The organism is Campylobacteraceae bacterium, assembly GCA_013215945.1.
In the GTDB taxonomy this organism is placed as follows: Bacteria; Campylobacterota; Campylobacteria; order Campylobacterales; family Arcobacteraceae; genus NORP36.
On record JABSOM010000007.1, the window covers coordinates 148,786 to 173,442 of the forward strand.

Here is a 24,657-nt window from a genome sequence, read left to right on the forward strand (position 1 = left end):
AAGACTCTCTTTGAAAAAGAGCCTTTTAAAGAATATTAAGTTGCAAATAATTCTTTTTCTATGTCTCTAAAACCTTTAAATTCCAAAGCATTACCACTTGGATCACAGAAAAACATAGTCCCTTGCTCACCTGCTAGTCCTTCAAAACGAATATAAGGTTCAATGATAAACTCATCAATTTTTTCTTTCATCTCTTTAGAAAAATCATTCCACTGCTCAAAGTCCATAATAACACCAAAATGCGGCACAGGAACACCTTTTCCATCAACACCATTACAAATGCTTGATACTTTTCCACTTGCTCCTAGAGCAGGGTTAAGATGCACCACTAATTGATGTCCAAACATATTATAATCTACCCATACCTCAGAGCTTCTTCCTTGTTCAAAACCAAGTTTATCTCCATAAAAAGCTTTTGCTTCTTTTATATCTCTTACTTGAATTGCTAAATGAAAAGGTCTTAAGTTCATAAATACTCCTTTTCATTATAATAACATAGAAAAAGTAAGAAATTAGGATTTTGATATTTCTTTTCTAAATGCAAAGGGCAGTTTATTTTTGTCTTTTTTTTTGTTTATTATATAAAATATTATAATAAATGTAAAAATACTACTAGTTAAAATCTCTATCATGTATCAACTCCTGTATTATACTTAATTCGTCAATTAAACCCTGTTTGTAATTGGGATTTTTGACATTGTTTACTTTCACTTTTTGTCGTTTTATTTCTTCATCAAAGTCATGTAAAAAGTTTTTTTCTTTGTTTAAAAAAAAATAAATCATCTCATTTAACCAAAGACTTGCATCCACGCGTCCTTTTTTATATTTATCACTTAAGGTATTTTGTGAATTGTATTTATAAAAACTTATATGGCTATCACATTGCCTTGATATTTGTTCTAATTTTTGGCTTGATTTATTCATAGTTTATACTAACAAAAAGAAAGATATTGTTTAAAAAAGATTACAATATGAAAGATTATGTGAAGCAGATAAATAAGACTTGATTAAAAGAAGTACATTTAGGAAGAAGAGAGTTTTAAGCCTTGCTGTAATAAAATATTTAATGTGCTCTTTTTATTTATAAAGGATACTTATGTCAAAGGATAATTCATCTAAATCTGTAAAAGAAGATGAAAAAACAATTCAAAATGCAAAAAATACTTTAAAACAAAAAAAGCATGAACTGCATAATCTTTCTGTTCTTTTTTCTTTTTTAGGAAATGAAGAAAGAATACAAATAGTTTATTTACTTCTCAAACATAAAAAATTATCTCTTTGTACTTTAAGTGATATCTTAAATATAAAATCACGCCTACTTGTCAAAGATTTAAAGAAATTAAAAGATGCAGGAATATTACACAGTAAAAGAGAAACATTAATTTTATGCTATTTTATCAAGCCATCCTTAGTAAAACAAATAAAAATACTCTTATTATAAAAAGGATAAATTATGAAAATTATTTTGGAATCTGTTCTTACGTGCCCTTTTTGCAAGTATGAAAAAAAAGAGATTATGAAAGAAGATTCTTGTGCTTATTTTTATGAGTGTACAAATTGTAATAAAATTTTAAAAGCACAGAAAAAAGATTGCTGTGTTTTTTGTTCGTATGGCAGTATTGTTTGTCCTTCAAAACAAGGGAAATTGTCATAAGAATAGATTTTAAGTTTTATTCTATTGATAATACTTGTTTATAATTTCATCAATTCTATTTGTCTCTAAAAGTTTTTTCCCTGCTTTTTTCAAAGAATCTTTGTATTGCATTTTCTTAGATTTATTCGAAAACTGAATCCATGCGGTATTTTTAGTAAGTACATAGGGTTGGGCAAAATCATTTATGTTTAATCCAAGAAGTTTTAGTTGGTATATAATAATTTCTTTAGGACCAATTATGGCATCGATATTATGATACTGCAACATTAATATGGCATTTTTATAATCTTGTACAGGAGTAATATTAAGCTGTTTATTTTTTGAGCGAAAAGCATTATACCTAACCCCTCGAGGTGTTGCCATGTGTAATCCCAACAAATCTTCATAACTAGAGATTTTTAAGCCTTTTTTCCCAAGAACAATTGTTTCTAAATCATACATAGCAAGGAGTTTTTCGCTAAAACCTTCACTGTAATCTGATAAAAAGAAAATAGCAAAATCAATTTTCCCCAATTCCAAATGGTGTAACATCCTTTTATAAGGCAGTAATTTCACTTCCAGTTTTATATTCAATTCTTGTTCTAGGCTTTGAATGATGTCATAGCTTATTCCAGTAAGTTTTCCTTCTTCTATATAAGCATAAGGAACAATATTAAATAAACCCACACGTAACTTTTCATTAGCATAGCTATAGATGGAAAAAAAAAGGAAATACACGATAAGAATAAGTTTTTTCATCTGACATCCTTATAAAAATACTAACATATAATTTCTATTTTTATGTTAAAAGCAGAATATGGATTGTTTAATAACTATACTGCTCTTTTCAAATCTAAAAAGAAGAACTGTTTGAAAATTTAAAAAAACGATAATTTCAAACAATTATTAAGCTAAGAATAGAGACAACAAAAAAAAATTTCTGTTTGTTCCCTTAGGCATGACATACCTGATTTCTACCGTTTTCTTTTGCTTGGTAAAGTGCTTTATCCGCGCGTAGAATCATACTGTCTAAAGTATCATTTCCTTGAAACTGTGTAATCCCAAAACTACAGGTTATTTTTTTAGCAATATGAAAGGGCTCTTTTTCAATATACTCTCTTAAATGATTTGCAATTTCTAGTCCTTTACTTAAGTCAACATCAAAAGCCAGTACAAACTCTTCTCCTCCCCATCGTGCAAAGAGATCATTTTCTCTTGTATGTGATTGAATAAGTCTTGAGAGATGTTTTAATATGTCATCTCCTACTAAATGTCCATGATTATCATTAACGTTTTTAAAGAAGTCAATATCTAAGAGTAAAAATACCAAAGGGTTTTCATTCTCTTTTGCCTGTGTCATTTTCATATCTATTAGACGATTAAACATATGCCTATTGTATATTTGTGTTAAAGAATCATGACTGGCTTCATGCTTATATTCTAAAGAGAGTTGCGATATTTGTGTTATATCTGTTAAGGTGATAATATATTGATCAGAAAAAGACTTGGCTTTTAGATTAAAAATATATTCTTTTTTATTCTGTTTAATTTTCACAAGAAGGTCTTCTTCAATAGAGCGTTTCATAACTTCTTCTGTCCACGTAATTTGCCCTTTGACCAATGCTAAACTAAAATAACCTTCTTCTTCTAAAAAAGTATGAGATAAATAATCATGTTTTAAAGTAAATTCTTCAATACTTGTTACTGAAAAAAAATCAAGAAAAGCATTGTTTACGGTTAAGTCCAAACAGCCATCGGTAACTAACACAAGATTGTCTTGAGAGTCTAAAATACTGCGGGTATACTCTTTTTCTTTCATAATTAATTTATCTTGTTCTCGTGATTTTAAATGAAAGCGCATACGAGAAAGCAATTCTGTAGGGTTATAGGGTTTATTAATATAATCGTCACCTCCTACATTGAAGCATGTTTCAATTGTTTTATCATCATTATTTGCAGTGACAAAGATGATAGGAATATCTTTGGTTTTTTTGTTTGATTTAATTATTTTTGCACATTCAAAACCATCTATTTCAGGCATCATTACATCAAGTAAAATTAAGTCAATTTTTTCCTTAAGTAAAATTTTCAAACCTTCACGAGCAGAAATAGCAATGAGTACATTGTATTGATCTTCAGCCATATATTCAATTACACTTTGAATGGTAAACAAATTTGTATCTACATCATCAATGCAAAGTATATTTTTTTTCATCATGCCATTTTCCTAGATATTTTATAATCATAATATTCACACAAAGTACCATATATTTTTACTATTATTTTACTTTAATCTAAAATAATAATAAAGATCAAAGAATCAGAAGAAAGTTTTAATACTCACTTAGAAAGCTTGAGTAAAATATATAATTATATACATGTTTATTATAATATCAAATTCATTATAAAAATCTATCTCAAACTAAAAAATAAACAGTGATAAAAATTCCTAGGAAAAATACGATTAGAAGAGATTCTGATAGTTTTTGCTGATTTTATCCTTGTCTATCTAAATAAATTAAGTTCATATTTTTTTGGAAATTTGTAAATATGATAATCTCTATTAAAATTAAACCTACACGTTAACTACACGTAAATTATATATAATCCAACTAAAAAAACAAAGGAAATAAATGAAAAATATTACAAAAACTTTATTAGGAATAAGCGCAATGTTATTACCTCTGTCATTAATGGCAGGTGAGATTAAATATTCACAAAATGAGCAAACAGTTGTACAAGGAGGCCTTAGTATTAATCTTACTGGTATCATAAATAAAAAACAAATTAAAGGTGAAACTGGAACTATAAGTATTGATGGTAAAAATGTATTTATCGATAAACATACCTTTATATCGAACTCTAATGGAATTAAAATTGGAGAAAAAGTAATTGTTATTGCACATCACCAATACGGAAAACTTTTTGCTCTTAGTGTAAATTAAAATAATACTATTAAAATAGTGAAGATTAAATAAAAATAAAAATCTTCACTTAATTAAAGAAAACCACTGCTTGTTTTTAAGTTAAATTCCATTGTTTGCTAGCCAGTTAAATAAAAACCCAAGCCCATTAAATTATATATTAATGTTATATTAGTTACTAATTATATAATTTATTCATAAGATTAAAATTACATATTTCAAATAAATTTTTTTACATTTTTCTCCCTTAAATAAGGAAAACTCCCATTTTTTACTTTGTTTGTTTTACAGAGTTATGAATTAAAGATAGAAGAAGATTACACGCTTTTACTTTATCTTGATCAGCTGTAATTTGATATTGTTTATCCCTTTTTCTAAAACAGATATTTCTGAAACCATTTTTACTAAAACAAATAAAAATACCCTTATTATAAAAAAGATAAATTATGAAAATTATTTTGAATCTGTTCTTATTGCCCTTTTATACGTATGAAAAAAAGAGATTATAAAATAAAATTGCTGTGTTTTTTCTTCTTAAGGCAGTATTATTTGTTCTTCAAAACAAGAAGAACAAGTATTATTTTACTAAATGATTTGGAAAATCAAGGGGAGTCTCACAACAACATTGATCCATAACTTGTTGCAGTTGTTTTTTTAATATTGTAATAGTATGATCTCCCCCTTTTTCACCTAAAGCTCCCACTCCATACATAAAAGGTCGGCCCATAAAACAAAATTCAGCTCCAGCTGCAAGGACTCTTGCAATATCTGGACCTGTTCTAATACCAGAATCCATCATGATTTTTATTTGATTTTTGTATTTTTCTACAATTTCAAGGGTAGGTTTAATAGATGATTGCCCTGCATCTAATTGTCTGCCACCATGATTAGAAACAATAATTCCATCCAAACCCAAATCAATAGATTTTTGTGTATCTTCAAGAGAACACACACCTTTTATTACTAGGTTTCCTTTCCATTTATCTCTTATGGCTTTTATTTTATCTTCATTTAATCGGCCATTAAATGTTTTGTTCATAAAAAGAGCAAGGTGTTTTAAGTTCATACCTTTATCCATGTATTTTTTTAAGGTTTTGAATTCTGGTTGTCCATGAAGAAGGGTTTTTATTGCCCATTGTGGGGAGCTCATAATTTGAAGTATATTATTCAGAGTAATTCTTGGGGGAATAGCTAAACCATTTTTAATTTCTTTATTTCTATATCCAAAAGAAGGTACATCTGCTAAGATAACAAAAGTTTTAATACCTGCGTTATAGCAGCGCTCCATAAGATCATCTCTTAAAGAATCTTCAACAGGGTGATACAATTGAAACCAAGCTTTACCTTCTGTAATTTCTGCTATTTTTTCAATGGAAGCAGTTGATACAGTACTAAGAGTATAAGGAATATTATGTTTAAAAGCAGCTTTTGCTAATATCTCAGCAGCACCAGGCCAAATTAGGCCTTGTAATCCTACGGGAGCTATACCAAAAGGCGCATCATAAGTCTCACCAAATAATTCTGTTTGCATAGAAATTTTATCGTATTTTCTAAGGTAATATGGTTTCAGCTCTATGTCTCTAATCTCTTTTGTATTTTTAATCAGATTGATTTCTTCATTACACCCTCCGTCCAGATAATCAAATGCAAAACCAGGAATTCTAGCTTTTGCTTTTAATCGCAGTGAGTCAATTGAGGGAAAATTTGGATTATACTCTTCAGTCATTTAAAGTCCTTTAATCTTAATAATCAATATTATAATATAAAATATACAAATTAGATGGAATAATCAAATTATTTCTAGAATTTTTCTTTTTTGATGTTTTAGTTTTGCTAAGATTAAGTTAGAGTTTTTTTCAAATAGAATCTAAACTATAAATGTTAGATTTACAATAAAAATGAAGTTTTGTTTTAAGGGAGTTTGTCTTTGGTGCACCTGAGAAGATTTGAACTTCCACTCCGTTAAGAACGAGCCCCTCAAGCCCGCGCGTCTACCGTTCCGCCACAGATGCAAATAAGATTGACAGTTTAGCAAAGATGAGCTTATTAATAATTTAAAATAAGTTAAAAGTGAAATCTTTTAACTTATTTAATAAAAAGGCATTTAATTATCTCTAAATTTCTTTTCGTTAACTGCATTTAAAATCTGTTTTGCAATTTCTGCTGTATGCTGAGCTATTTCATGTGTTTTAGATGCTACAGAAGCATTGTTTTGTGTTTGTTGATCTAAACGATTAACCACATTGTTAATTTGTTCTATACTTATTTTTTCTTCCCTAGAAGAAATTTCAATGTCTTTAATAATATCAGTAGATTTTGAAATATTCTCATTTAGGACGTTATATCCAAGAATCATTTTATCTGCTATTATTTTACCTGCATTGGTTTTACTTGTTGCATTTTCAACCAAGGTTTTAATTTCTTTTGCCGCTTCTGCTGATCTGCTTGCAAGGTTTCTTACTTCTTGAGCAACAACGGCAAAACCTTTTCCTGCTTCCCCAGCAGTTGCGGCTTCAACGGCTGCATTAAGAGAGAGAATATTGGTTTGGAAAGCAATTTGATCAATTATTGTAATTGCATCTGCAATTGCTTGTGTTTGTTCATTAATCTCATTCATTGATACAACGGTGGAATTTGCTAGCTCTTGCCCATCTTTTATAGATAAAGACAAGTCATTTGAATATCCTGACATTGTATTTATTCTAACCGTATTACTGCTTACCGTACTTGTAATTTCTTCAAGCGCAGCGGCGGTTTCTTCTAAAGATACAGCCGTTTCATTTGATGCTTTATTAAGAATATCAACATTTTCTAAAAGAATTTTTGAACTGTTTTGTAATTCTATTCCATTGTGTTTATTTTCTCTTAACATATTGTTAATAATTTCGCATAAACTGTTTAATCCTCTGGAAATATTTCCATCAGGATTATCTATTTGATTTACAAAATTTAAAGAAGAATATTCTTCTAAACGATGTAAAATAGGGTTTATATCGCTGTTTACATTTTCATTGATTGTTGAAATCATTTTATTTAAGATATCTTTTAAATCATTCAATGATTGATTTGATGTTGAAGAAAGAACTTGTTTATCAAGTTTTCCACTATTAATATGTTCTACTACATTTTTCACATCTTCAATTAATGCTCTGTCTTTATCTAATTTACTTGCAATGACTTCCATTTCTTTGTCAAGAATTGCTCCCATAAATCCAAATTCATCTTTACTTATTATATTTAGTTTATGAATGTTTTTTTCTTCCCCATTTAAATATTTAAAAAATGAAATCATTCCTTCTTCAAGTATTTTTAAAGGAGCTAAAATTTTTACTAATGAGAAGTATAGAATTACTAAAATGAGTATTAAAAGTACAATGTATAAAAGTATTGCAAAAAGTAAGTCTTGATTAATTTGTTCAAACACAGTATTTTTGTCTAATTCTATTACTAAGTACCATGAAGTAGCAGGTATTTGGCTATAGGCTAATAATTTCTCTACATTGTTTTCACTCGCAAAGCCAAAGTCACTTTTTTTATCTGTTCTTATTTGTTTGAATAAAGAGCTTTCTTTTGAAAGAAGTTTTTCATTTTTATGAATAAGCATAGTTCCATTTTCATCTAATAAGTACGCTATACCATTATTTTTAATACTTACATTTAAAATTGAGTCAACTACTGTATCTAAAAAGATATCTGATCCAACTACACCCAATACTTTTCCATTTCTTATTAAAGGCATGAAAACCGTAACAACTAGTTTTTTAGTAGTGATATCAACATAGGGTTTTGTAATTCCTGCTTTTTTTATGTCTACTGCTTTTTTATACCATGGGCGAGACCTTGCATCAAAATTATCTTTTTTGATACTTAGGAATTCCCCACTGGATAAAAGGAAATCACCATTATCTTCAAAACCTACATATAAATCTGCAAACTTCCCCGCTTTTTTCCCTAAACTAAGTTTTTCTAAAATTATTTTGTTATGAATATTTAAGTTATCACTTGGTAATGTTTCTTCAACAGCTTTTACAATATCTATTTTCGATTTTAAATAACTATTGATAAACTTAGATGTTTGTTTTGCTAAGTTTAGTTCTTCTTCTTTTACTAAGCTATTTTGCGCTGCATATTCATTTTGCGTATTGTAAAAACCCAAAATAAAAAATGAACAGGATATACTTAATAATAAAAGAATTAAGAGTTTTCCTTTGATGCTTTTTATCTTCATGATATTGCCTTTTTCTTATTTAATTTATACTAAGATTATCATATAGAAGTGGCATAAAAGGGACATTGAGGAGCGAGTACTTTAGTAGTAATATTTAGGCATAAAAAAAGCCAAAGAGTTTCACTCTTTGGCTTTTTTCTAGTATATAAAATTAATTATATCTACCCTAAAAATGGGTTAGCATATAATGCAATCATTGCAATAACAAGTGCATAAATAACTTGTGCTTCGATCATCGCTAAAGCAATGAACATAGTAGTCATTAATTTTCCACCTAAACCTGGGTTTCTAGCAGTACCAGCAATAGTTGCAGCAGCAGTATTACCCATTCCGATAGCTCCACCAAGAGCAGCAAGACCAAGACCAACACCAGCAGCAAGTACTGAGTAAGCTTTTAACGTTTCGTTTGCAACTTGAGCTTCAGCAGCAAAAGCAACACCAGCAATAGCTAGTAATAAAAGTACGATTTTTTTCATTTTATATCCTTATATTTCAAAATACGTTCGGCTAGCGTAACTATATCAATTTGATATAGCAATAAACACATAAATGCATCTATTTTCCTACTTGATATTTTGTTCGACATCATTATAGGGAATTTTTTTATAAAAGGACTTAATTAAGATTATAAATATTAAATTTATCAATGTTCACTTATTGAAGAATTATTAAAGTATAATGAAAAAAATTACTATAAGGATATATATGAAAAAGTTTTTTCTATATTTAACCCTATTAATACTCGTTATTATAGGCAGTGTTTATTCTGTATTATTTACAGGCTGGGGAAATGGTGTTGTCTCAGGCATCATTAGTGATAAAATAAATGAAGAAAAAGTAATTGTATTCACTTTTGACAAATTCCTTGTTTCTACAAATAAAATTGATATTGTTGCAAATATTGACTCAAATTCAAAAATCAATATTAGTGGTGATTACAGTTTATTGGGAGCAAGTGCTGATATTAAATATGATATTAATATTAAAGACTTGACAAAATTACAAAAAATTACGGGTAAAAAACTCAAAGGTTCTTTTTCTTTAAGTGGAATTGCAGTTGGAAATAAAGAGCTTATGAATGTACAAGGAAAAACAAATATTTTTTCTTCTAAAACGACTTATGATATTAAAATGATTAATTTCGAGCCAAGTTTTATTCAAGTACAAGTTCTTAAAGCCAGAATTCAAGATGCTTTAGTAATGTTAGAAGAACCAGCTTATGCAAAAGGTTATTTAGATATCAATATGGATATCAAAAATGCACAAATAGGTACGTTAGATGGTATGATTATTACTAAAGTATACCAAGGTCTTGTAAACAATCCTGTTGTAAATAAAGCCTTTGATTTAAAATTAGTAGATAAACTTACTTTTAAAACTACTATTATTACTAAGCTAAAAAATGACTTGGCGTTAAGTTCTCTCAAAACATATACTTCAAAAGCAAATGTTTTTGTAAAAGAAGCAAAAGTTAATTTACGTACACAAAAAATTAACAGTGATTACAAAATCGTAGTTAGTGATTTAAGAAAATTATTTGATGTAAGTGGTACAAAAATGAGAGGTGCAATTACAATTGATGGTAATTTTGTAAAAGATGAGAATATCTTAGTAGATGGAAAATCTAAGTTATTAAAAGGTACCTTGAATTATAAACTTCTAAATGATGATTTTACAGCAAGCATAAAGAATATTGATTTATTAAAAGGTTTGTACATGATGTATTATCCAGAAGTATTTAATTCTAGTGCTAGTATAGATTTGGTGTATAATTTAAAAGATCAAAAAGGTTTGATGACAGCTATTTTAAAAGATGGTCAATTAGTAAAAAGTGATTATTCAAGCCAAATCAATGCTTTAACACGTTTTGATTTAACCAAAGAAGTTTATGAAGAAACCACCTTGGAATCAAAAATTAATAAAAACATCATTAATTCAATTATGCATTTAAAAAGTAAACATACTACACTTGATATGACCCAAAGTGTTCTTGATACGCTTAAAAATACTACCGATTCAACAATAAAAGTAAATATCAAGGGATTAAAGTTTGATACAATTATTAAAGGGAATTTAAATGATCCTTCTATTAAAATTAAATTAGATGCCAAAGCAGCATTAAAATCAAAAATTGATGAGAAAAAGAAAGTATATAAAGAAAAACTGGAAAATAAACTAAGAGATAAACTAAAAAGTTTGTTCTAAATTAAAGAAAACTTCATTTAAAACTTAAATAATAATTCATATTATTATTTAAGTTTCTTTGTTCTATACTCTTTTTAAGATGTTTAGAATTAAGATGAGTTGATTTTTTTAAATTGATTTGTCCTGATTCTTCTGCTTAAACGCTTAAGAATCTTTGTTCATAAGATTTTCTTCTTAAACATAGTTTTATGTTTAAGAAGTAGTTTTTATAAATATTTTCTTAAGATTTCTATTACTTCTTCTACCCCTTCAAAATGACTAATTTTATCCACTAAAATACCTTTTTTGTTAAACAAATAAATATTTGCGGTATGAGCGACGGTATAATCGATTGATGAATTTTCTTCTTCTATTAATTTATAATATACTTTATATCGTTTAACAATATCATCTAAGTTTTCTTTAGTACTGGTTGCACCAATAAATGTTGGGTTAAAAAATTCTACATATTCTTTTAAATTATCCACTTTGTCTCTTTTAGGATCAACTGATATAAAAAGAGCTTGAAATTTCTTTTGATCTTCTAGAGGAAAAGTACTTATTGCATGTGCTAGTGTACTCATTGTTGTAGGACATACATCAGGGCAAAAAGTATAACCAAAAAATACCCCTAAAATCTTGCCTTCAAAATCGGATTTATGTATGATTCCCTTACTTGTATTTAGTGTAAATTCATGTTCTTGTTTGGCCTGATACTCTTTTATTAAAGGGCTTAAAAAGATTGCAGCTCCTCCAAGGACTAAAGCTACTATTAGAAAGATTTTTTTCATTATTACTCCGTATTAAATTGGTATCTTGCACCAATTAGTTTATTTTTATCAAGAATTTCAAGATCTGCATTCCATTGCATTTTTCCTACAATACAAGTAGGTATAATACCTTTTGTTTCATAATAACCCTTGCCTGTATTTTTTAATACAAAATCAAAAGATCCCATAAACATATTTCTTGAATAAATTTTCAAATGCATTTTATCCAAAGATTGATTTGAACTGTGTACTTTAAAGTGAAGCGTTTTCATTAAAGGAATGTCTTTTGGAAAAATTTCAAGACTTAGTACTTCCCCATTTGCAATTACAATGGAACAAGGACCCTTATGTAAATCACAGTTTTTTTGCAAAACAAGTTCGCTTTTGGGACTAAGTGAAAGGTATAATTTATTAAAATCAACAAATAAATATGCAGAAATTAAGAGTAATAAAGCCAATGCACTTAGAACTGATTTCATCGTTTTTTATTTACTTTCAATCATTTTTTTGTGTTTCATAGCTGTTTCATCTTGCATTTTCATGGGCATTAAGGAATGATCCATTTTTTTCATTTTTGAATGCATCATACCTTGCATTACGGATTTAACGCTTAGCTGTAAAGTAAGTATTTCTTTATTTGAAAAATTAAATATAAATTCATGTTTATCACCTGCTTTTAAAGGTTTGTTTTTAATTCCAAACAACATAATATGTAAAGAACCAGGTTTTAATGTTGTTGATGAGTTTGCTTTAATAAGAATGTTTTTTACTTGTTTCATACTCATAACTGCATTTTTCATTGAACTGTTATGCATTTCAATATTAGATACAATATTTGACGTAATAGAATCCAAAGTAATATCTTCATTGGAGTTATTAACAATACTTAAAAAAGCTGCTGAGTTTGGTACCATTGGGGGAGTTGCTCTTATATAAGCATTTGTAATTTCTATGCTAGAAGCATATATACTTGAGCATAAAAGTAATAAACTTAAGATTGATTTTTTGAACACGAATTTCCTTTTTTATTTTATAAATGTATTTTATTGGATTATTGTTAATTTTGTGTTAAATTACATTTTGATAACTTAATTTTTTTCTTTAAGTAGTCCCAAAGCATAAATATGAAAAAATCACAAATATACTTTTAGTGAAAACTAAAAACTATAGTGTAAAGATATTAGATAAACATTTACTTAGTGTAAGAACTAAGAAACGTAATGGAAAAATTCGATTTTTCTCTTTTAACTTTAAGTAATAGATGAAAATTATATTACTGCAATATGCAGTTTTAAAATAGTGTTTAAAAGCTTAGTGATAATTGAAAATGTTTGCCTTAATGGATTTGTACGTACTAATTACTCAATATCACTCTTTTTCTCAACTATTCTATAATTTTTTCTAAATTAAATTTTTTAAGGATAAACATGATTGTTTTAGAAATAAAAGACATCAAAGAATTGATTTCAAAAGTAGGGTATAAAGATTTTTTCTTACAACTAATTGATACATTAGAAGAAGACTATAAAAATTGGGATGATTTTGATAAGAGTCCAAGAGTTGCTAACCATGTACATGGTGGAGTGATTGAATTAATGCCAATTTCAAATGATGAAATGTATTCATTTAAATATGTAAACGGACATCCAAAAAATCCAGATCAAGGTAAATTCACAGTAATGGCTACGGGACAACTCTCACTTACAAATACAGGTGAGCCTCTTATGTTTTCTGAAATGACACTCTTAACAGCTTTTAGAACAGCTGCAACATCTGCTATGATGGCAAAACATATGGCAAAAAAAGAATCAAAGGTTCTTGCTTTAATTGGAACTGGGTCCCAAAGCGAATTTCAATACCTTGCTTACTCATTTATTTTTGATTTAGAAGAAGTACGGTTTTATGATACTGATCCAAAAGCTATGCGAAAATTTGAAAAAAACATGGCACAGTTTAATGTTAAATTAACGCCTTGTAAAGACTCACGTGAAGCAGTAATTGGAGCTGATTTAATTACTACTTGTACGGCTGATAAAAAATACCAAACAGTACTTACAAAAGACATGATTACAAAAGATGTTTTTATTAATGGTTTAGGTGGGGATTGCCCAGGTAAAACTGAAATAGAAAAAGAATTAGTTGAAGCTTCTACTGTTGTAGTTGAGTTCTTGCCTCAGTCAAAAATTGAAGGTGAAATTCAACAAATGCCAAAAGATTTTACCTGTACAGAATTTCATGAAATTATAAAAGGTGAAAAAAACATTAATGTTGCAACTCATGGAACAGTACTTTATGATTCAGTAGGTTTTGCATTAGAAGATTATTCTGTATTAAGGCTGATTTATTCTCTTGCTAAAAAGAATAAAGTAGGAAGAGAAATGAATTTGATTCCTGAAATTAATGATGTTAAAAATTTATTCTCTTTGTTATAAGAGTGATGGAAAATAAGGAGTATAAATGGAAAAAATAATTAAGTTAGTAGAAGTGTATTCAGATATTGCAGGGCATAAAAAAGGAGCATCTTTAGGTATTGATGCTTTAAAACAATCCTGTGAAGATTTAGATTCACAGTATTTCAAAAAATATTTAAGTGAAGCTATTAAAGATGAAAATGATGCATATAAAGAAAAAAGCGAATTTGAACATGCTAAATATATTGATAAAATTTATTTAGTAATATCACGCTTAGCAAACAGAATAAAAGACATAAGAGAAAAAAAACAATTTCCTATTGTTTTAGCGGGAGATCATGCTTCATGTGCAGGAACTATGCATGGTTTAAGAATGGCACATCCAAACAGTGAAATAGGAGTTGTTTATATTGATGCTCATGCAGATATTCACTCCCCTTATACTTCTGATTCAGGAAATATGCATGGTATGCCTTTGGCAATGGCGTGTAATTTAGACAATAAAGATTCAATGATTCATGATATTACAGACAAAGAAAAAGAGTACTGGGACAAACTGAAATTTTTGGCAGGAAAAAAAGAAGCTTCTATCAAACCAGAAAATGTAGTATTTTGTGCGCTTAGAGATTTTGAAACCCCAGAACAAGACTTGATAACTAAATACAATATTCCTGTGCATACAGTTGCTGATATTACTTTAAACGGTGTATCAAACACAGTAAAGGCTATTTTTGAGAAACTAGCTCATTGTGAGCATATTTATGTATCTTTTGATGTAGACAGTATTGATCCTTTATATGTTCCAGGAACAGGTACTCCTGCTAAAGAAGGTTTATCTTATGACCAAGCCTTACAATTAAATATGGAATTGATTAAAAATAAAAAAGTATGTTGTTGGGAAATAGCAGAAATTAATCCTATTTTTAATAAAAGAAAAGACGATTCTGATAAACTTTTTAAAATATTAGAAAATGTTACCAATATGTTGGTAAAACATTATTAGTAAAAAGCTGGTTTTTTTACATACTTTTTGATTTTATTAAAAAGTATGTATTTCATTTGAAAAGAGTATATTAAAGACTGGTATGCTAAAGCTCTTTGATTCTCTCAAATTCTTCAATAATATCCTCAATATCTTCAATTCCTACAGCTATTCGTATTAAATCAATGGGAATATTATTCTGCTTTAAAAAATTTCTTCCTTTTTCACAAGTAATGAAGTCATAATGAGCCAAATATACATAAGGCATAAGAAGCGTAAATTCAGTTCCTAAACTAGGACCTTTTGGGAAATTAAGTAAATCATATACTTTTTGGAAACTTTTATTAAAAGTAAGAGAAATTATTCCCCCTACAGCTTCTTTATGTTCCATAACTTTGACATAATTTTCTTCTTTTAGGGTATGAAAAAGTTCATCTACAAAAGGTGCTTTTTCAAGATATTTAATTAGTTTAATTGTATTTGCATTGATTTTTTGCATTCTTTTTTCATAAAAACTGCTTTGGTAAGCTAAGCGTTGAATATCTTTAATATAAGGTTTATCACAATGTTTGAAAAATTCTTCTTTACAAAAAGACAAGGGTGAGTTTTCATTTAAGATGAGTACTCCCATTAATACATCTGCATTTCCACAGGCATATTTGGTTAAAGACTCTATCATAATATCGGCATAAGGTTTTAAGTTGATATTATAAGGCGTAGCAAAAGTAGCATCCACTATCAATGGAATATTATATTTTTTACATAAAGCAGATAAAGCAATAATATCTACACTTAATAATAAAGGATTAGTAGGAAGCTCTGTTACAATTGCAGATACTTGTAAACCATGTGATTTTAAATATTCTTCTAATAATGAGAGCTTTTTAATATCGTAAAATATTTTGCTTTCATTGTGATGATTTTTAACCACATTCATTGTGTCTAAATATAACCATCCCAGTTGAACTAAAATAGTTCTTCCGTTTTTTGCCCCAATACTTTTAATTCCTTTTAGGGCTGAATAAATTGAGTTCATCCCAGAAGGAGATAAACAAAGATTCTCTTTTTTTTGTTTATAGGCAGCTGCTATATTATTTAATAAAACATCTTGTGCTTTATTTTCATCAGGATAAAGAACTTCTTCATGTTTGTTTTTTAATAAACCCAAGTCATATAAATAATCTTGTGCAAAACGTGAGCTTAGATTACAGCCCACGTGTTGAATGAATTTAAGTACTTTTTGTAATTGACAGGTGTTTTTAAGTACAAGAATAATTCCGAAGTTTTCATCAACATTAATACTATTGTGAATAAAATACTTATCAGCAATAATTTTTACTGCTTTTTGTGAAGATACAACAACTACTTCAAAATCATCACTTACCTTATATTTCTTTTTTATATATAAAGCCATTTGTTTTAAATAAGGGTGTAAAATAAAACGAGGATATGCCGTAACGATTTGTTCTACAATTTGAGGTGTTTGTTCTTCATAATCAATTACATGCTGTAATTTTGGCATAGAAACTGAAACGGCATGAATATTATTAATAGGTATGCTTTGTCCCAGAGGAATTTCTTTAAAGATTTTTTTTGACATAGTCTTCGCTTATTATTGTAAATTTTAATATTTTTATGATTATACCTTTTTTTTAAAAAATCATTACAAGATATTAAAAAAGTAAATACCTTAATTATTTACTCTTGTTTCTTTTTAGCCCCTTCATAAACAAGAAGATCTTTTTTGCGCTCAATTCCCCAGGTATATCCACTCATAGCTCCTGATTTAGCAAGAACTCTGTGACAAGGAATTAAATAAGCAATATGATTAGAAGCTAAAGCAGCAGAAAGAGCAGCAGTTGCTTTTGGTTTATTAATGCTTTTTGCTAAAGCAGTATAAGAAGTAACGTTACCATTGGGAATATTTAACAAAGCTTTCCAAATATTAATTTGGAAATTGCTTCCTTTTACATAAAGATTAAATTTTTTGTTTTTTAAAAAGATATTGTTTAAATAATCCTGTGCTTTTATGTCATTTTTAATAAAAGTAGCTTTTTCCCATATTTCTTTAAAACGTTTATAAACTTCTGTTTCATTGTTATCAATAAAACCAAGATAAGACACACCTCTTTTTGTAAAAGCAATTAATGCTTCCCCAAAAGGTGTAGTTCCATAACCATAAGTTAGTTCTACATTATTTCCTAGTTCTTTATATTCTTTTGGAGTAACGCCAATAATTTTAACAAATAAATCATGTAATCTAGAAGAGGAAGATAAACCTATATCTAAGGATGAATCCAAAATACTTTTTGATTCTTTGAGATGTTCTTTGGCATAATTAAGTGTAATGCTTTGTAAAAACTGCATAGGAGTAACACCCACATATTCTTTAAAAACTCTAATAAAGTGGTACTTACTCATACCTATATAAGATGCCAGCGTATCAATATCTGGTTGTTCTTTAAAGTGTTCATCAATATATTTTATGACTTCTTCCATTTTTTTATGGTTTTCATTGTTGGAAAGTATTTTCTCACTCATAAAATATTTTTATCTCCTTTTCCCTCTTTTTTGTTTTGAGTTTTATTTTTTAAAACGTGAATATACAGCGTGTAAAAATACTCCTGCTACTAAACCCCAAAAAGCAGATGAAATACCAAAAAATGAAACTCCTGATACCGTTAGTAAAAACGTCACCAAAGCAACTTCTTGATATTTAGGCTCTGCACTGGCAATAGAAAGTGCATTTGAAATTGCAGGGAAAAGTGCTAGTCCTGCAATACTAGCTACTAGTACTTTTGGAAGTGTAGCAAAAATAACTATAAGAGTTGATCCAAAGATTCCAATAAGTAAATAAAATCCGCCCGTAGCTAATCCTGCTATATATCTTTTGGATTTGTAAGTATTTGCTTCTTCTCCTGTACAAATAGCAGCAGTAATGGCTGCTAAATTTAAACCATGAGAACCAAAAGGTGCTAAAATCAAGGATATAAAACCCGTAAAAGAAATAAGTGAATTAACATTGGGTTTATAACCTGCTGCTTTAAGAACGGCAATACCAGGAACATTTTGTGATGCCATGGTTACAATAAACAAAGGTATGGCTACATTTATAAAAGCAGATAAACTCCAAGAGGGTTGGGTAAACACAGGAACTGCAAAAGAAACATTAATTGAGCTAAAACTCAAGTCATTAAAAAACAAAGCAATTATAATTCCTAAAGCAAGGGAAGCAAGAACAGCATAACGTGCAAAAAAGACTTTGCCTAGAAAATAAATCAAAATCATAGGAAGTACAATTAAAGCATCAATACTAATAGAGGTAAAAACTTCAAGCCCAAATTTAAATAAAATTCCAGCAAGCATAGCAGCTGCAATTGGAGCAGGTACTTTGTCCATTAGTTTTTGAGAAAATCCAGAAAGACCAATTAAAAATATTAACAAAGAAGATAAAATAAATGCTCCAATAGCTTGTTCAAAACTATAAGCAGGTAAAGCAATAACTAAAAGGGCTGCACCGGGGGTTGACCATGCGGTAATAATAGGTTGTTTGTATTTTAAACTTAAATAAATACCTGTAATTGCACTTCCTATAGATACTGCCCAAACCCAAGACGTAATTTGTTCCGCTGTTGCATGTCCTGCAAGTGCAGCTTGATATACTATTACAAATGGACCTGCATAAGAAACAATAACAGCAATAAGTCCTGCAACTAAAGCAGAAAGAGAAAAATCATTTTTGATATTTTTTAATGATGTAGCTAAAGACATAAAAATCCTTAATATAAATTGCCTAAGTATAGTTAAATCAAATAAAATAACAAGCCAGATATTGCTAATTACTTTTGAAAACTAATTATGTTTTTACAATATTTAACTATACTTAGCAAAAAAGTAATAATATGAAACTAAATGAATTAGAATGTAAAGTCGATTTTTTTGACTTTGATGAAAAACTTTACCAAGAATTAGAAGCAAGTCCTTTAAAAGATGCTTTTTTAATCTCTTATAATAAAGAAGGTTTTAAAGAACTTAGCTTAGATGAAGAAGAAGCAAAAAGTGAAGATTTTCTGGCTTTTATGAACGGGGAAAAACTTCTTAATCATAGTAAACCTTATTCTATGGTATATGCAGGGCATCAATTTGGTCAATTTGTACCACAATTAGGAGATGGCAGAGCTATTAATCTAGGAAGTGTTAATAATTGGCATTTACAAACAAAAGGCTCAGGACCTACACTTTATTCAAGAAGAGGAGATGGACGGGCAGTTTTACGCTCATCTATTAGAGAATATATTATGGGTGAAGCCATGCATGCTTTAGATATTCCTACTACAAGAGCTTTAGGAATAATAGGCTCAAGACATGAAGTTCCAAGATCTTATGATGAGGTAGAATATGGCTCAATCGTTCTTAGAATGTCTCCTTCTTGGATCAGAATTGGAACCTTTGAATTTTATGCAAGAAATGAGAATGCCAGTAAAAATATTCCACAACTCTGTGATTATGTTATCAAACAATCTTATCCCAATTTAGAGGGTGTTAATAAACCTTATGAAAAAATGTTTTATTCTATGGTAGATAAAACTGCGGAACTAATGGCAAAATGGCAGGTATATGGTTTTATGCATGGGGTTATGAACACAGATAATATGTCTATGGCTGGACTTACTATTGATTATGGTCCTTTTGCATTTATGGATTATTTTGATAAACATTGTATTTGTAATCACAGTGATGTAGAAGGACGATATTCTTATAATAATCAACCTTATGTAGCACGATGGAATTTAGAAGTTCTTGCTAATGCTTTAAGCGAAGTATGTGAAGTGAAAAAATTAACGCAGTACTTAGAAACATTTTTTCCTCAACATGAAAAAGTATATTTAGAATTAATGTGCGAGCGTTTAGGACTTGATACAAGAAGTGTCGCAAATTATCATGTGGATTTAATTATTTCATTATTAGCAGCACTGCAAGAAGCAAAAGCAGATTATAATTGTTTCTTTTATGAGCTAAGTAGGTGTGATAACTTAGATGATATCTCTTCTGTTTTAGCTGTATGTGTTAATCCTTCTGCAATACTTGCTTGGTTTGAAGATTATAAAAAAGTTGTTTTGTCAGATTTAAGAGAAGAGGGTGTTAGAAGATCTCAAATGAAAGAGAGTAATCCAAAGTATATAATTAAAAATTATATGTTACAAGAAGCAATTGATGCTGCCAAAAGTGATGATTTTACTTTAGTGAATGCTTTATTGCATATTGCTCAAAATCCTTTTGATGAGCATAAAGAATATGAGAGATATTCAAAAGTTACACCTATGGAACACGCCAATTTACAATTGTCTTGTTCTTCATAAAAAGATTTAGTATTAAATTATTTATAAGAGGCTTAAGATGAATAAAAAAACTTTTTTTAAAAAACAAAAAAGAGAAGGTATTAGTTATAAAGTGATTTTTGGATTTATTCTTTTATGTTTATTTGCTTATATCCCTTATACTTATTACCTAAGTCTTTCTCTTGAGTATACAAAAACGCAAGAAGTCTTACGTTATAAAGGAGATATCGTTTTTGATGGTTACAAAAATAAACCGTGTTCAGTTTATTTAGAAACAAATAATTCTGAGCTTGATTTTAATAAAACAGCTTCTTTTGCTAAAAAATACGATGCCGTTGCTTATTATAAAAATGGGGAATTAATGCTCTCTAATTATATCCTTGCGCATACAAGTAAAGAACTTTTAATGAAATACATAAGAGCTTGTGATAAAGAATTGTTACTTGCTAAACAAAATGCTGAGGTAGAATCAAAACAAGAAAAGAAAATACGAGCCTATATTTTACTTAAGGATGAGAACTAAGTAAAACAAACTGGCTTTTTATTTGTAATCATTCTGTAATAACTTCACGTTACAATGGAAATCATTAGGAAGAACTAATTGACAGAATAATAGAGATTCCATTGTATATTAAGTATTTAAAAAAAATCTTATACACATGTGATCTAACTCTTACAAACATCTACATATATTTATATTATTTTTCTGATATTGCGAATAAATATTCCACTATCAATTATACCAGTTGAAACTAGAGTAAAAACTATGGCTTAAATTGAACTAAAACTATATTAACACACAGTAATACTTAAAAAAGACAGTAGAAAATATTATATTGAGATAGATTATAGCTTGATTATTATTCAATAAATAAGTACTTCATAATGTATTAAATACAAGTGAAGGAAAGAAATGCAAAAGAACAAATATATAGAAATAGTAACATCTCCAATTGGAGGTTTAAATTTAATGCCACAAAAGATACTTCTAAATTTACATGAAAAACTAAGTAAACATTACAAGAAAGTGAAAATAACTATTATTAAGAATAGAAAAGATTTAGATAAATTACTTGAAAAAAAGCCTGACTTGGTAGTTTCTGGCCTTAAATATTTGCTTTTTGATGAGGATTCGAAAAAAAGGGATTCTGAAAAAAAACTTTGGTTTACTGATATTTTAGAGAAACATGATATTTTATATACTGGCTCGTCTAAAAATGCTCTTAAACTCGAGTTTGATAAAAGTATTGCAAAAGAAAAAATAAGAGGGGCAGGATTAAAAACTGCGTCATCGTTTGTAGCAAAACCAAATCAGTATGACAAAGAATCATTACCTCTTCCTTTTCCTTTATTTGTAAAACCACTTTATGAAGGGGATTCTCGTGGAATAGATGAACATTCACTTGTTCATAAATTCAAAGAGTATGAAAACAAAGTAAAATCAATATATAAAGAACAACATACGGTTTCGTTGGTTGAAACGTATTTGAGTGGAAAAGAGTATACGGTTGCAATTATAGAAGATTTTAAAAACAGTACTTATGATATTTATCCTATAGAACTCATTGCTGAAAAAAACAGCAAAGGAGACAGAGTTCTTGGTTTTTTTGATAAACAAAGAGACAGAGAAAAGTCTTTAAAAATTAAAGACAAAGAAATAAAAGAACTGATTTCTTCTTTGGCAATAAATGCATTTAAAGTCTTAAAAGCAAAAGGATATGGAAGAATAGATATCAAAATGAATGATGAAGGTATTCCTTATTTTATTGAAGCGAATTTAGTTCCTGGTTTAGGATATGGATACTTTTACAGATGTTATCATTTAAATACTGGATTAGAACATGAACAAATGGTTTTAGATATAGTAAAGAGTACTTTCTCTAAAAAAACAATCAAAAAATAATTCTAATATTTTACCGTATAAAATACATTTCAAAGAGTTAGCTAAAGCAGTATTTTACTTTTGTTTCTTGAAGCATATGAAGGTATGAGTGAAGTTTTGTATTACTTGGGAATATGACTATATCTAAGAATACAAATACTTCGCTGTGTAATTCTGAAAGATTTAATAGTTTATTTTAAGAGGTCTTAGTAAAAATAAATTATTTTAGCAGTATTTCCAAAATTTTAAAAGTGATGATGCATTTAATCTCTCAGGCAAGTGATTGTCACTGATAAGACCATACACAATTACTTACTTTGTATCTTTTTTTATGATTCTTTCTTATAAAACGTTTTCCAGTTTTTTCGAGATATTTTTCTCTCTGAGCGATAAAACCTTAGCAGTTCTTTATTAGATTTAAACCATGTCTTGAATCCTCTGAAGTAATTATCCCTCAGCATTTGTTTATGCAATGACTTAAGTTTTTTGTCTGTCATTATCATTTGATTCTCCTTATAGTTTAGTTTAATGTGATTTAGTGTTGCAATGGTGTGATTAATATCTCCTTCAACAAGTCGCGAAATTTGAAAAGTGGTTTTGCCTCTTGGGTGTAATTTACCATAAATTTATTGTTCTTATAATCTACGAAATTGTGCATATTTAGATTAAAATAGATACTATGTTTCATGAATAAATACTTATCCGAAGAAAAAGAAATAGACTTTTATTCGCTCCCTCAGGCACTGTATAAAGAAAAAAATATTAAAAATATTTTAAGATATGAGAATAACTGTATTTTATACAAAGAATCTAATGTAGATTTAATTAACAAAGAAAAGCTAATAACTTCACACTCTATTGTTTATGTCATTAATGGAAGGCTGAGAGTTAATACTTATGATGGAGATGAAGTTATTATTCAAAATGGTGAAATGATTTTTATGCCAAGAGATTCTTATATAATTTCGGATTACATAAAAAACAATACTAGTATGAAAGTGTATCTATTCTTTTTTGACCATGATATAGCCTTGAAATTTTTAGCTCAAAATCATACACCTAGTGCTTTTAAAGAATCAGGTAGATTGTTATGTCAACTTAAAGTAACACAGAATATAAAGTATTTTATATCTTCTTTAGAATCATTTAATTTTAAGACATTAAATACTAAAGAAATTTTGGAACTTAAACTATTAGAACTCTTATATTTATTAGATGATAGTAATCAAAATAACATTATAAAAACACTATTATCTTCTGAGTCTTTTAAAGAAAAAAGAGATATAGAATCATTTATGCTTGAACACTATGATAAGAATCTTTCAATTAATGATTTTGCAAGTTTAAGCGGAAGAAGTCTCTCCTCATTTACTAGAGATTTTAAAAAGAAATATAATACTACTCCTAAAAAATGGCTTATTAAAAAAAAGATGAACAAAGCAAAAACTATGTTAGAGAAAGGGTCTAATGTAAGCTCTTGTGCTTTTGATTTAGGATATAACAATGTTTCAAACTTCATTAAAGCGTATAAATCTGTTTATAAACTCACTCCAAAATATATGCAACAAACAATTCTTTTGGATTCTGAATAAAAATCACTGTTTTTGACTTTTTATAAGTAGAAATCATTTTTAATTTTATATATAATTACTCACATAAAGATTACTATGATTTATATAGTTTTCAAATATAATTAGGAGTTATAAAATGAGTGTTATTGTAATATTAGAAGCAGAAATAAAAGAAGGTAAAATTAAAGAATTAGAAAACTTACTTAGAAAATACTTACCTGAAACTAGGGCATACAGTGGTTTTGTAGATATAAAAATACATCAACAAAAAGATAAGAATACAGTTATATTTTATGAAGAATGGGAAACAATAAAAGATTATGAATCTTATCTTCAAATGAGAACAAATGAAGGTGTAATGAAAATTTTAGGAAATACTTTTATTGCCCCACCTAGTATTAGGTATTTTGATACATTATCCCTATAGTTTAAAATGTTATTTTCTATAGAGCTGCTTTAAATTTAGCTGGCTAGTAACTTCTGCTATTTAAGAGCTCTTTAAAACTACCCTTATACTTTTTAATCTATAAGTAGAATTTAGTCGATTAATTCCAATTTTTACATTTTGAGAACTCTTTAACAACAATAATTTAGTTATTATTTATTGTATACTCATTTTAAATACAATTAAAGGAGCCTCTTCCTATTACTTAATAATTGTATTGGATAAAAAGAGGACATTATTTTCCATGAATAAACAATTATGATAAAAGGAATAGCTAAAAATGATAAA

The 24,657-nt window shown here is 28.2% G+C and carries 24 protein-coding genes and 1 tRNA gene; 11 read left to right on the forward strand and 14 right to left on the reverse strand.

Annotated elements, in window-relative coordinates; all coding sequences use genetic code 11:
• Window positions 1-35: 35 nt before the first annotated feature.
• Window positions 36-470, reverse strand: coding sequence for a VOC family protein (locus tag HRT41_09110; protein NQY24182.1), 435 nt, complete (start codon window positions 468-470; stop codon window positions 36-38).
• Window positions 471-612: 142 nt separating this feature from the next.
• The gene (locus HRT41_09115; GenBank protein ID NQY24183.1) at window positions 613-924 is read right to left on the reverse strand and encodes a hypothetical protein; all 312 of its coding nucleotides are present in this window, start codon (window positions 922-924) and stop codon (window positions 613-615) included.
• Window positions 925-1,096: 172 nt separating this feature from the next.
• On the opposite strand from HRT41_09115, the gene HRT41_09120 reads away from it, so the two are divergent.
• A complete protein-coding gene (locus HRT41_09120) occupies window positions 1,097-1,441 on the forward strand; it encodes an HTH domain-containing protein (GenBank protein NQY24184.1) in 345 nt (114 codons plus the stop codon).
• Window positions 1,442-1,453: 12 nt separating this feature from the next.
• Window positions 1,454-1,654: a hypothetical protein gene (locus tag HRT41_09125; protein NQY24185.1), complete on the forward strand. Its 201-nt coding sequence runs from the start codon at window positions 1,454-1,456 to the stop codon at window positions 1,652-1,654.
• 21 nt (window positions 1,655-1,675) lie between these two features.
• On the opposite strand, the gene HRT41_09130 is transcribed toward HRT41_09125, so the two are convergent.
• Both HRT41_09130 and HRT41_09135 read right to left on the reverse strand, forming a co-directional pair.
• Complete coding sequence (locus HRT41_09130) at window positions 1,676-2,392, reverse strand: transporter substrate-binding domain-containing protein (protein ID NQY24186.1); 717 nt, start codon at window positions 2,390-2,392, stop codon at window positions 1,676-1,678.
• 193 nt (window positions 2,393-2,585) lie between these two features.
• Window positions 2,586-3,851: a diguanylate cyclase gene (locus HRT41_09135; protein NQY24187.1), complete on the reverse strand. Its 1,266-nt coding sequence runs from the start codon at window positions 3,849-3,851 to the stop codon at window positions 2,586-2,588.
• A gap of 415 nt (window positions 3,852-4,266) precedes the next feature.
• Between HRT41_09135 and HRT41_09140 the strand changes: the two genes are divergently transcribed.
• Window positions 4,267-4,578: a hypothetical protein gene (locus tag HRT41_09140; protein NQY24188.1), complete on the forward strand. Its 312-nt coding sequence runs from the start codon at window positions 4,267-4,269 to the stop codon at window positions 4,576-4,578.
• A 556-nt stretch (window positions 4,579-5,134) separates the two neighbouring features.
• On the opposite strand, the gene HRT41_09145 is transcribed toward HRT41_09140, so the two are convergent.
• The 4 genes from HRT41_09145 to HRT41_09160 all read right to left on the reverse strand — a co-directional run bounded on the left by HRT41_09145 (window position 5,135) and on the right by HRT41_09160 (window position 9,261).
• Complete coding sequence (locus HRT41_09145; protein ID NQY24189.1) at window positions 5,135-6,283, reverse strand: alpha-hydroxy-acid oxidizing protein; 1,149 nt, start codon at window positions 6,281-6,283, stop codon at window positions 5,135-5,137.
• 202 nt (window positions 6,284-6,485) lie between these two features.
• Window positions 6,486-6,569, reverse strand: a tRNA-Leu gene (locus tag HRT41_09150).
• A gap of 92 nt (window positions 6,570-6,661) precedes the next feature.
• Complete coding sequence (locus HRT41_09155; protein ID NQY24190.1) at window positions 6,662-8,785, reverse strand: methyl-accepting chemotaxis protein; 2,124 nt, start codon at window positions 8,783-8,785, stop codon at window positions 6,662-6,664.
• A gap of 161 nt (window positions 8,786-8,946) precedes the next feature.
• Window positions 8,947-9,261 carry a F0F1 ATP synthase subunit C gene (locus tag HRT41_09160; protein ID NQY24191.1) on the reverse strand — a complete coding sequence of 105 codons (315 nt, stop codon included), beginning with the start codon at window positions 9,259-9,261 and terminating at the stop codon, window positions 8,947-8,949.
• A gap of 229 nt (window positions 9,262-9,490) precedes the next feature.
• On the opposite strand from HRT41_09160, the gene HRT41_09165 reads away from it, so the two are divergent.
• Window positions 9,491-10,990, forward strand: a complete 1,500-nt coding sequence (locus tag HRT41_09165; GenBank protein NQY24192.1) for a hypothetical protein — start codon at window positions 9,491-9,493, stop codon at window positions 10,988-10,990.
• Window positions 10,991-11,196: 206 nt separating this feature from the next.
• Here the strand turns inward: HRT41_09165 and HRT41_09170 are convergent, their stop codons facing one another.
• The 3 genes from HRT41_09170 to HRT41_09180 are packed head-to-tail and all read right to left on the reverse strand — an operon-like array spanning window position 11,197 to window position 12,752.
• Window positions 11,197-11,760: an SCO family protein gene (locus HRT41_09170; protein ID NQY24193.1), complete on the reverse strand. Its 564-nt coding sequence runs from the start codon at window positions 11,758-11,760 to the stop codon at window positions 11,197-11,199.
• Between the two features lie 2 nt (window positions 11,761-11,762).
• Window positions 11,763-12,218 (reverse strand): hypothetical protein, encoded by a 456-nt coding sequence (locus tag HRT41_09175; protein ID NQY24194.1) that lies wholly within the window; start codon window positions 12,216-12,218, stop codon window positions 11,763-11,765.
• Window positions 12,219-12,224: 6 nt separating this feature from the next.
• Window positions 12,225-12,752: a copper chaperone PCu(A)C gene (locus tag HRT41_09180; protein ID NQY24195.1), complete on the reverse strand. Its 528-nt coding sequence runs from the start codon at window positions 12,750-12,752 to the stop codon at window positions 12,225-12,227.
• A gap of 414 nt (window positions 12,753-13,166) precedes the next feature.
• Between HRT41_09180 and HRT41_09185 the strand changes: the two genes are divergently transcribed.
• The gene (locus tag HRT41_09185) at window positions 13,167-14,171 is read left to right on the forward strand and encodes an ornithine cyclodeaminase (GenBank protein NQY24196.1); all 1,005 of its coding nucleotides are present in this window, start codon (window positions 13,167-13,169) and stop codon (window positions 14,169-14,171) included.
• Between the two features lie 25 nt (window positions 14,172-14,196).
• Window positions 14,197-15,153 (forward strand): arginase, encoded by a 957-nt coding sequence (locus HRT41_09190; protein ID NQY24197.1) that lies wholly within the window; start codon window positions 14,197-14,199, stop codon window positions 15,151-15,153.
• An 85-nt stretch (window positions 15,154-15,238) separates the two neighbouring features.
• Here the strand turns inward: HRT41_09190 and HRT41_09195 are convergent, their stop codons facing one another.
• The 3 genes from HRT41_09195 to HRT41_09205 form a co-directional block, all read right to left on the reverse strand.
• Window positions 15,239-16,732, reverse strand: a complete 1,494-nt coding sequence (locus HRT41_09195) for a PLP-dependent transferase (protein ID NQY24198.1) — start codon at window positions 16,730-16,732, stop codon at window positions 15,239-15,241.
• A 98-nt stretch (window positions 16,733-16,830) separates the two neighbouring features.
• Window positions 16,831-17,673, reverse strand: a complete 843-nt coding sequence (locus HRT41_09200; GenBank protein NQY24199.1) for a methylated-DNA--[protein]-cysteine S-methyltransferase — start codon at window positions 17,671-17,673, stop codon at window positions 16,831-16,833.
• 42 nt (window positions 17,674-17,715) lie between these two features.
• Window positions 17,716-18,903: a benzoate/H(+) symporter BenE family transporter gene (locus HRT41_09205; GenBank protein ID NQY24200.1), complete on the reverse strand. Its 1,188-nt coding sequence runs from the start codon at window positions 18,901-18,903 to the stop codon at window positions 17,716-17,718.
• Window positions 18,904-19,034: 131 nt separating this feature from the next.
• Here HRT41_09205 and HRT41_09210 point away from each other — a divergent pair, with 131 nt between their 5' ends.
• The 5 genes from HRT41_09210 to HRT41_09230 all read left to right on the forward strand — a co-directional run bounded on the left by HRT41_09210 (window position 19,035) and on the right by HRT41_09230 (window position 24,351).
• A complete protein-coding gene (locus HRT41_09210) occupies window positions 19,035-20,492 on the forward strand; it encodes a YdiU family protein (GenBank protein NQY24201.1) in 1,458 nt (485 codons plus the stop codon).
• A 37-nt stretch (window positions 20,493-20,529) separates the two neighbouring features.
• The gene (locus HRT41_09215) at window positions 20,530-20,994 is read left to right on the forward strand and encodes a hypothetical protein (protein NQY24202.1); all 465 of its coding nucleotides are present in this window, start codon (window positions 20,530-20,532) and stop codon (window positions 20,992-20,994) included.
• A gap of 390 nt (window positions 20,995-21,384) precedes the next feature.
• A complete protein-coding gene (locus tag HRT41_09220) occupies window positions 21,385-22,374 on the forward strand; it encodes a D-alanine--D-alanine ligase (GenBank protein NQY24203.1) in 990 nt (329 codons plus the stop codon).
• 665 nt (window positions 22,375-23,039) lie between these two features.
• The gene (locus tag HRT41_09225) at window positions 23,040-23,945 is read left to right on the forward strand and encodes a helix-turn-helix transcriptional regulator (GenBank protein ID NQY24204.1); all 906 of its coding nucleotides are present in this window, start codon (window positions 23,040-23,042) and stop codon (window positions 23,943-23,945) included.
• A 115-nt stretch (window positions 23,946-24,060) separates the two neighbouring features.
• The gene (locus HRT41_09230) at window positions 24,061-24,351 is read left to right on the forward strand and encodes an antibiotic biosynthesis monooxygenase (protein ID NQY24205.1); all 291 of its coding nucleotides are present in this window, start codon (window positions 24,061-24,063) and stop codon (window positions 24,349-24,351) included.
• Window positions 24,352-24,657 lie beyond the last annotated feature (306 nt).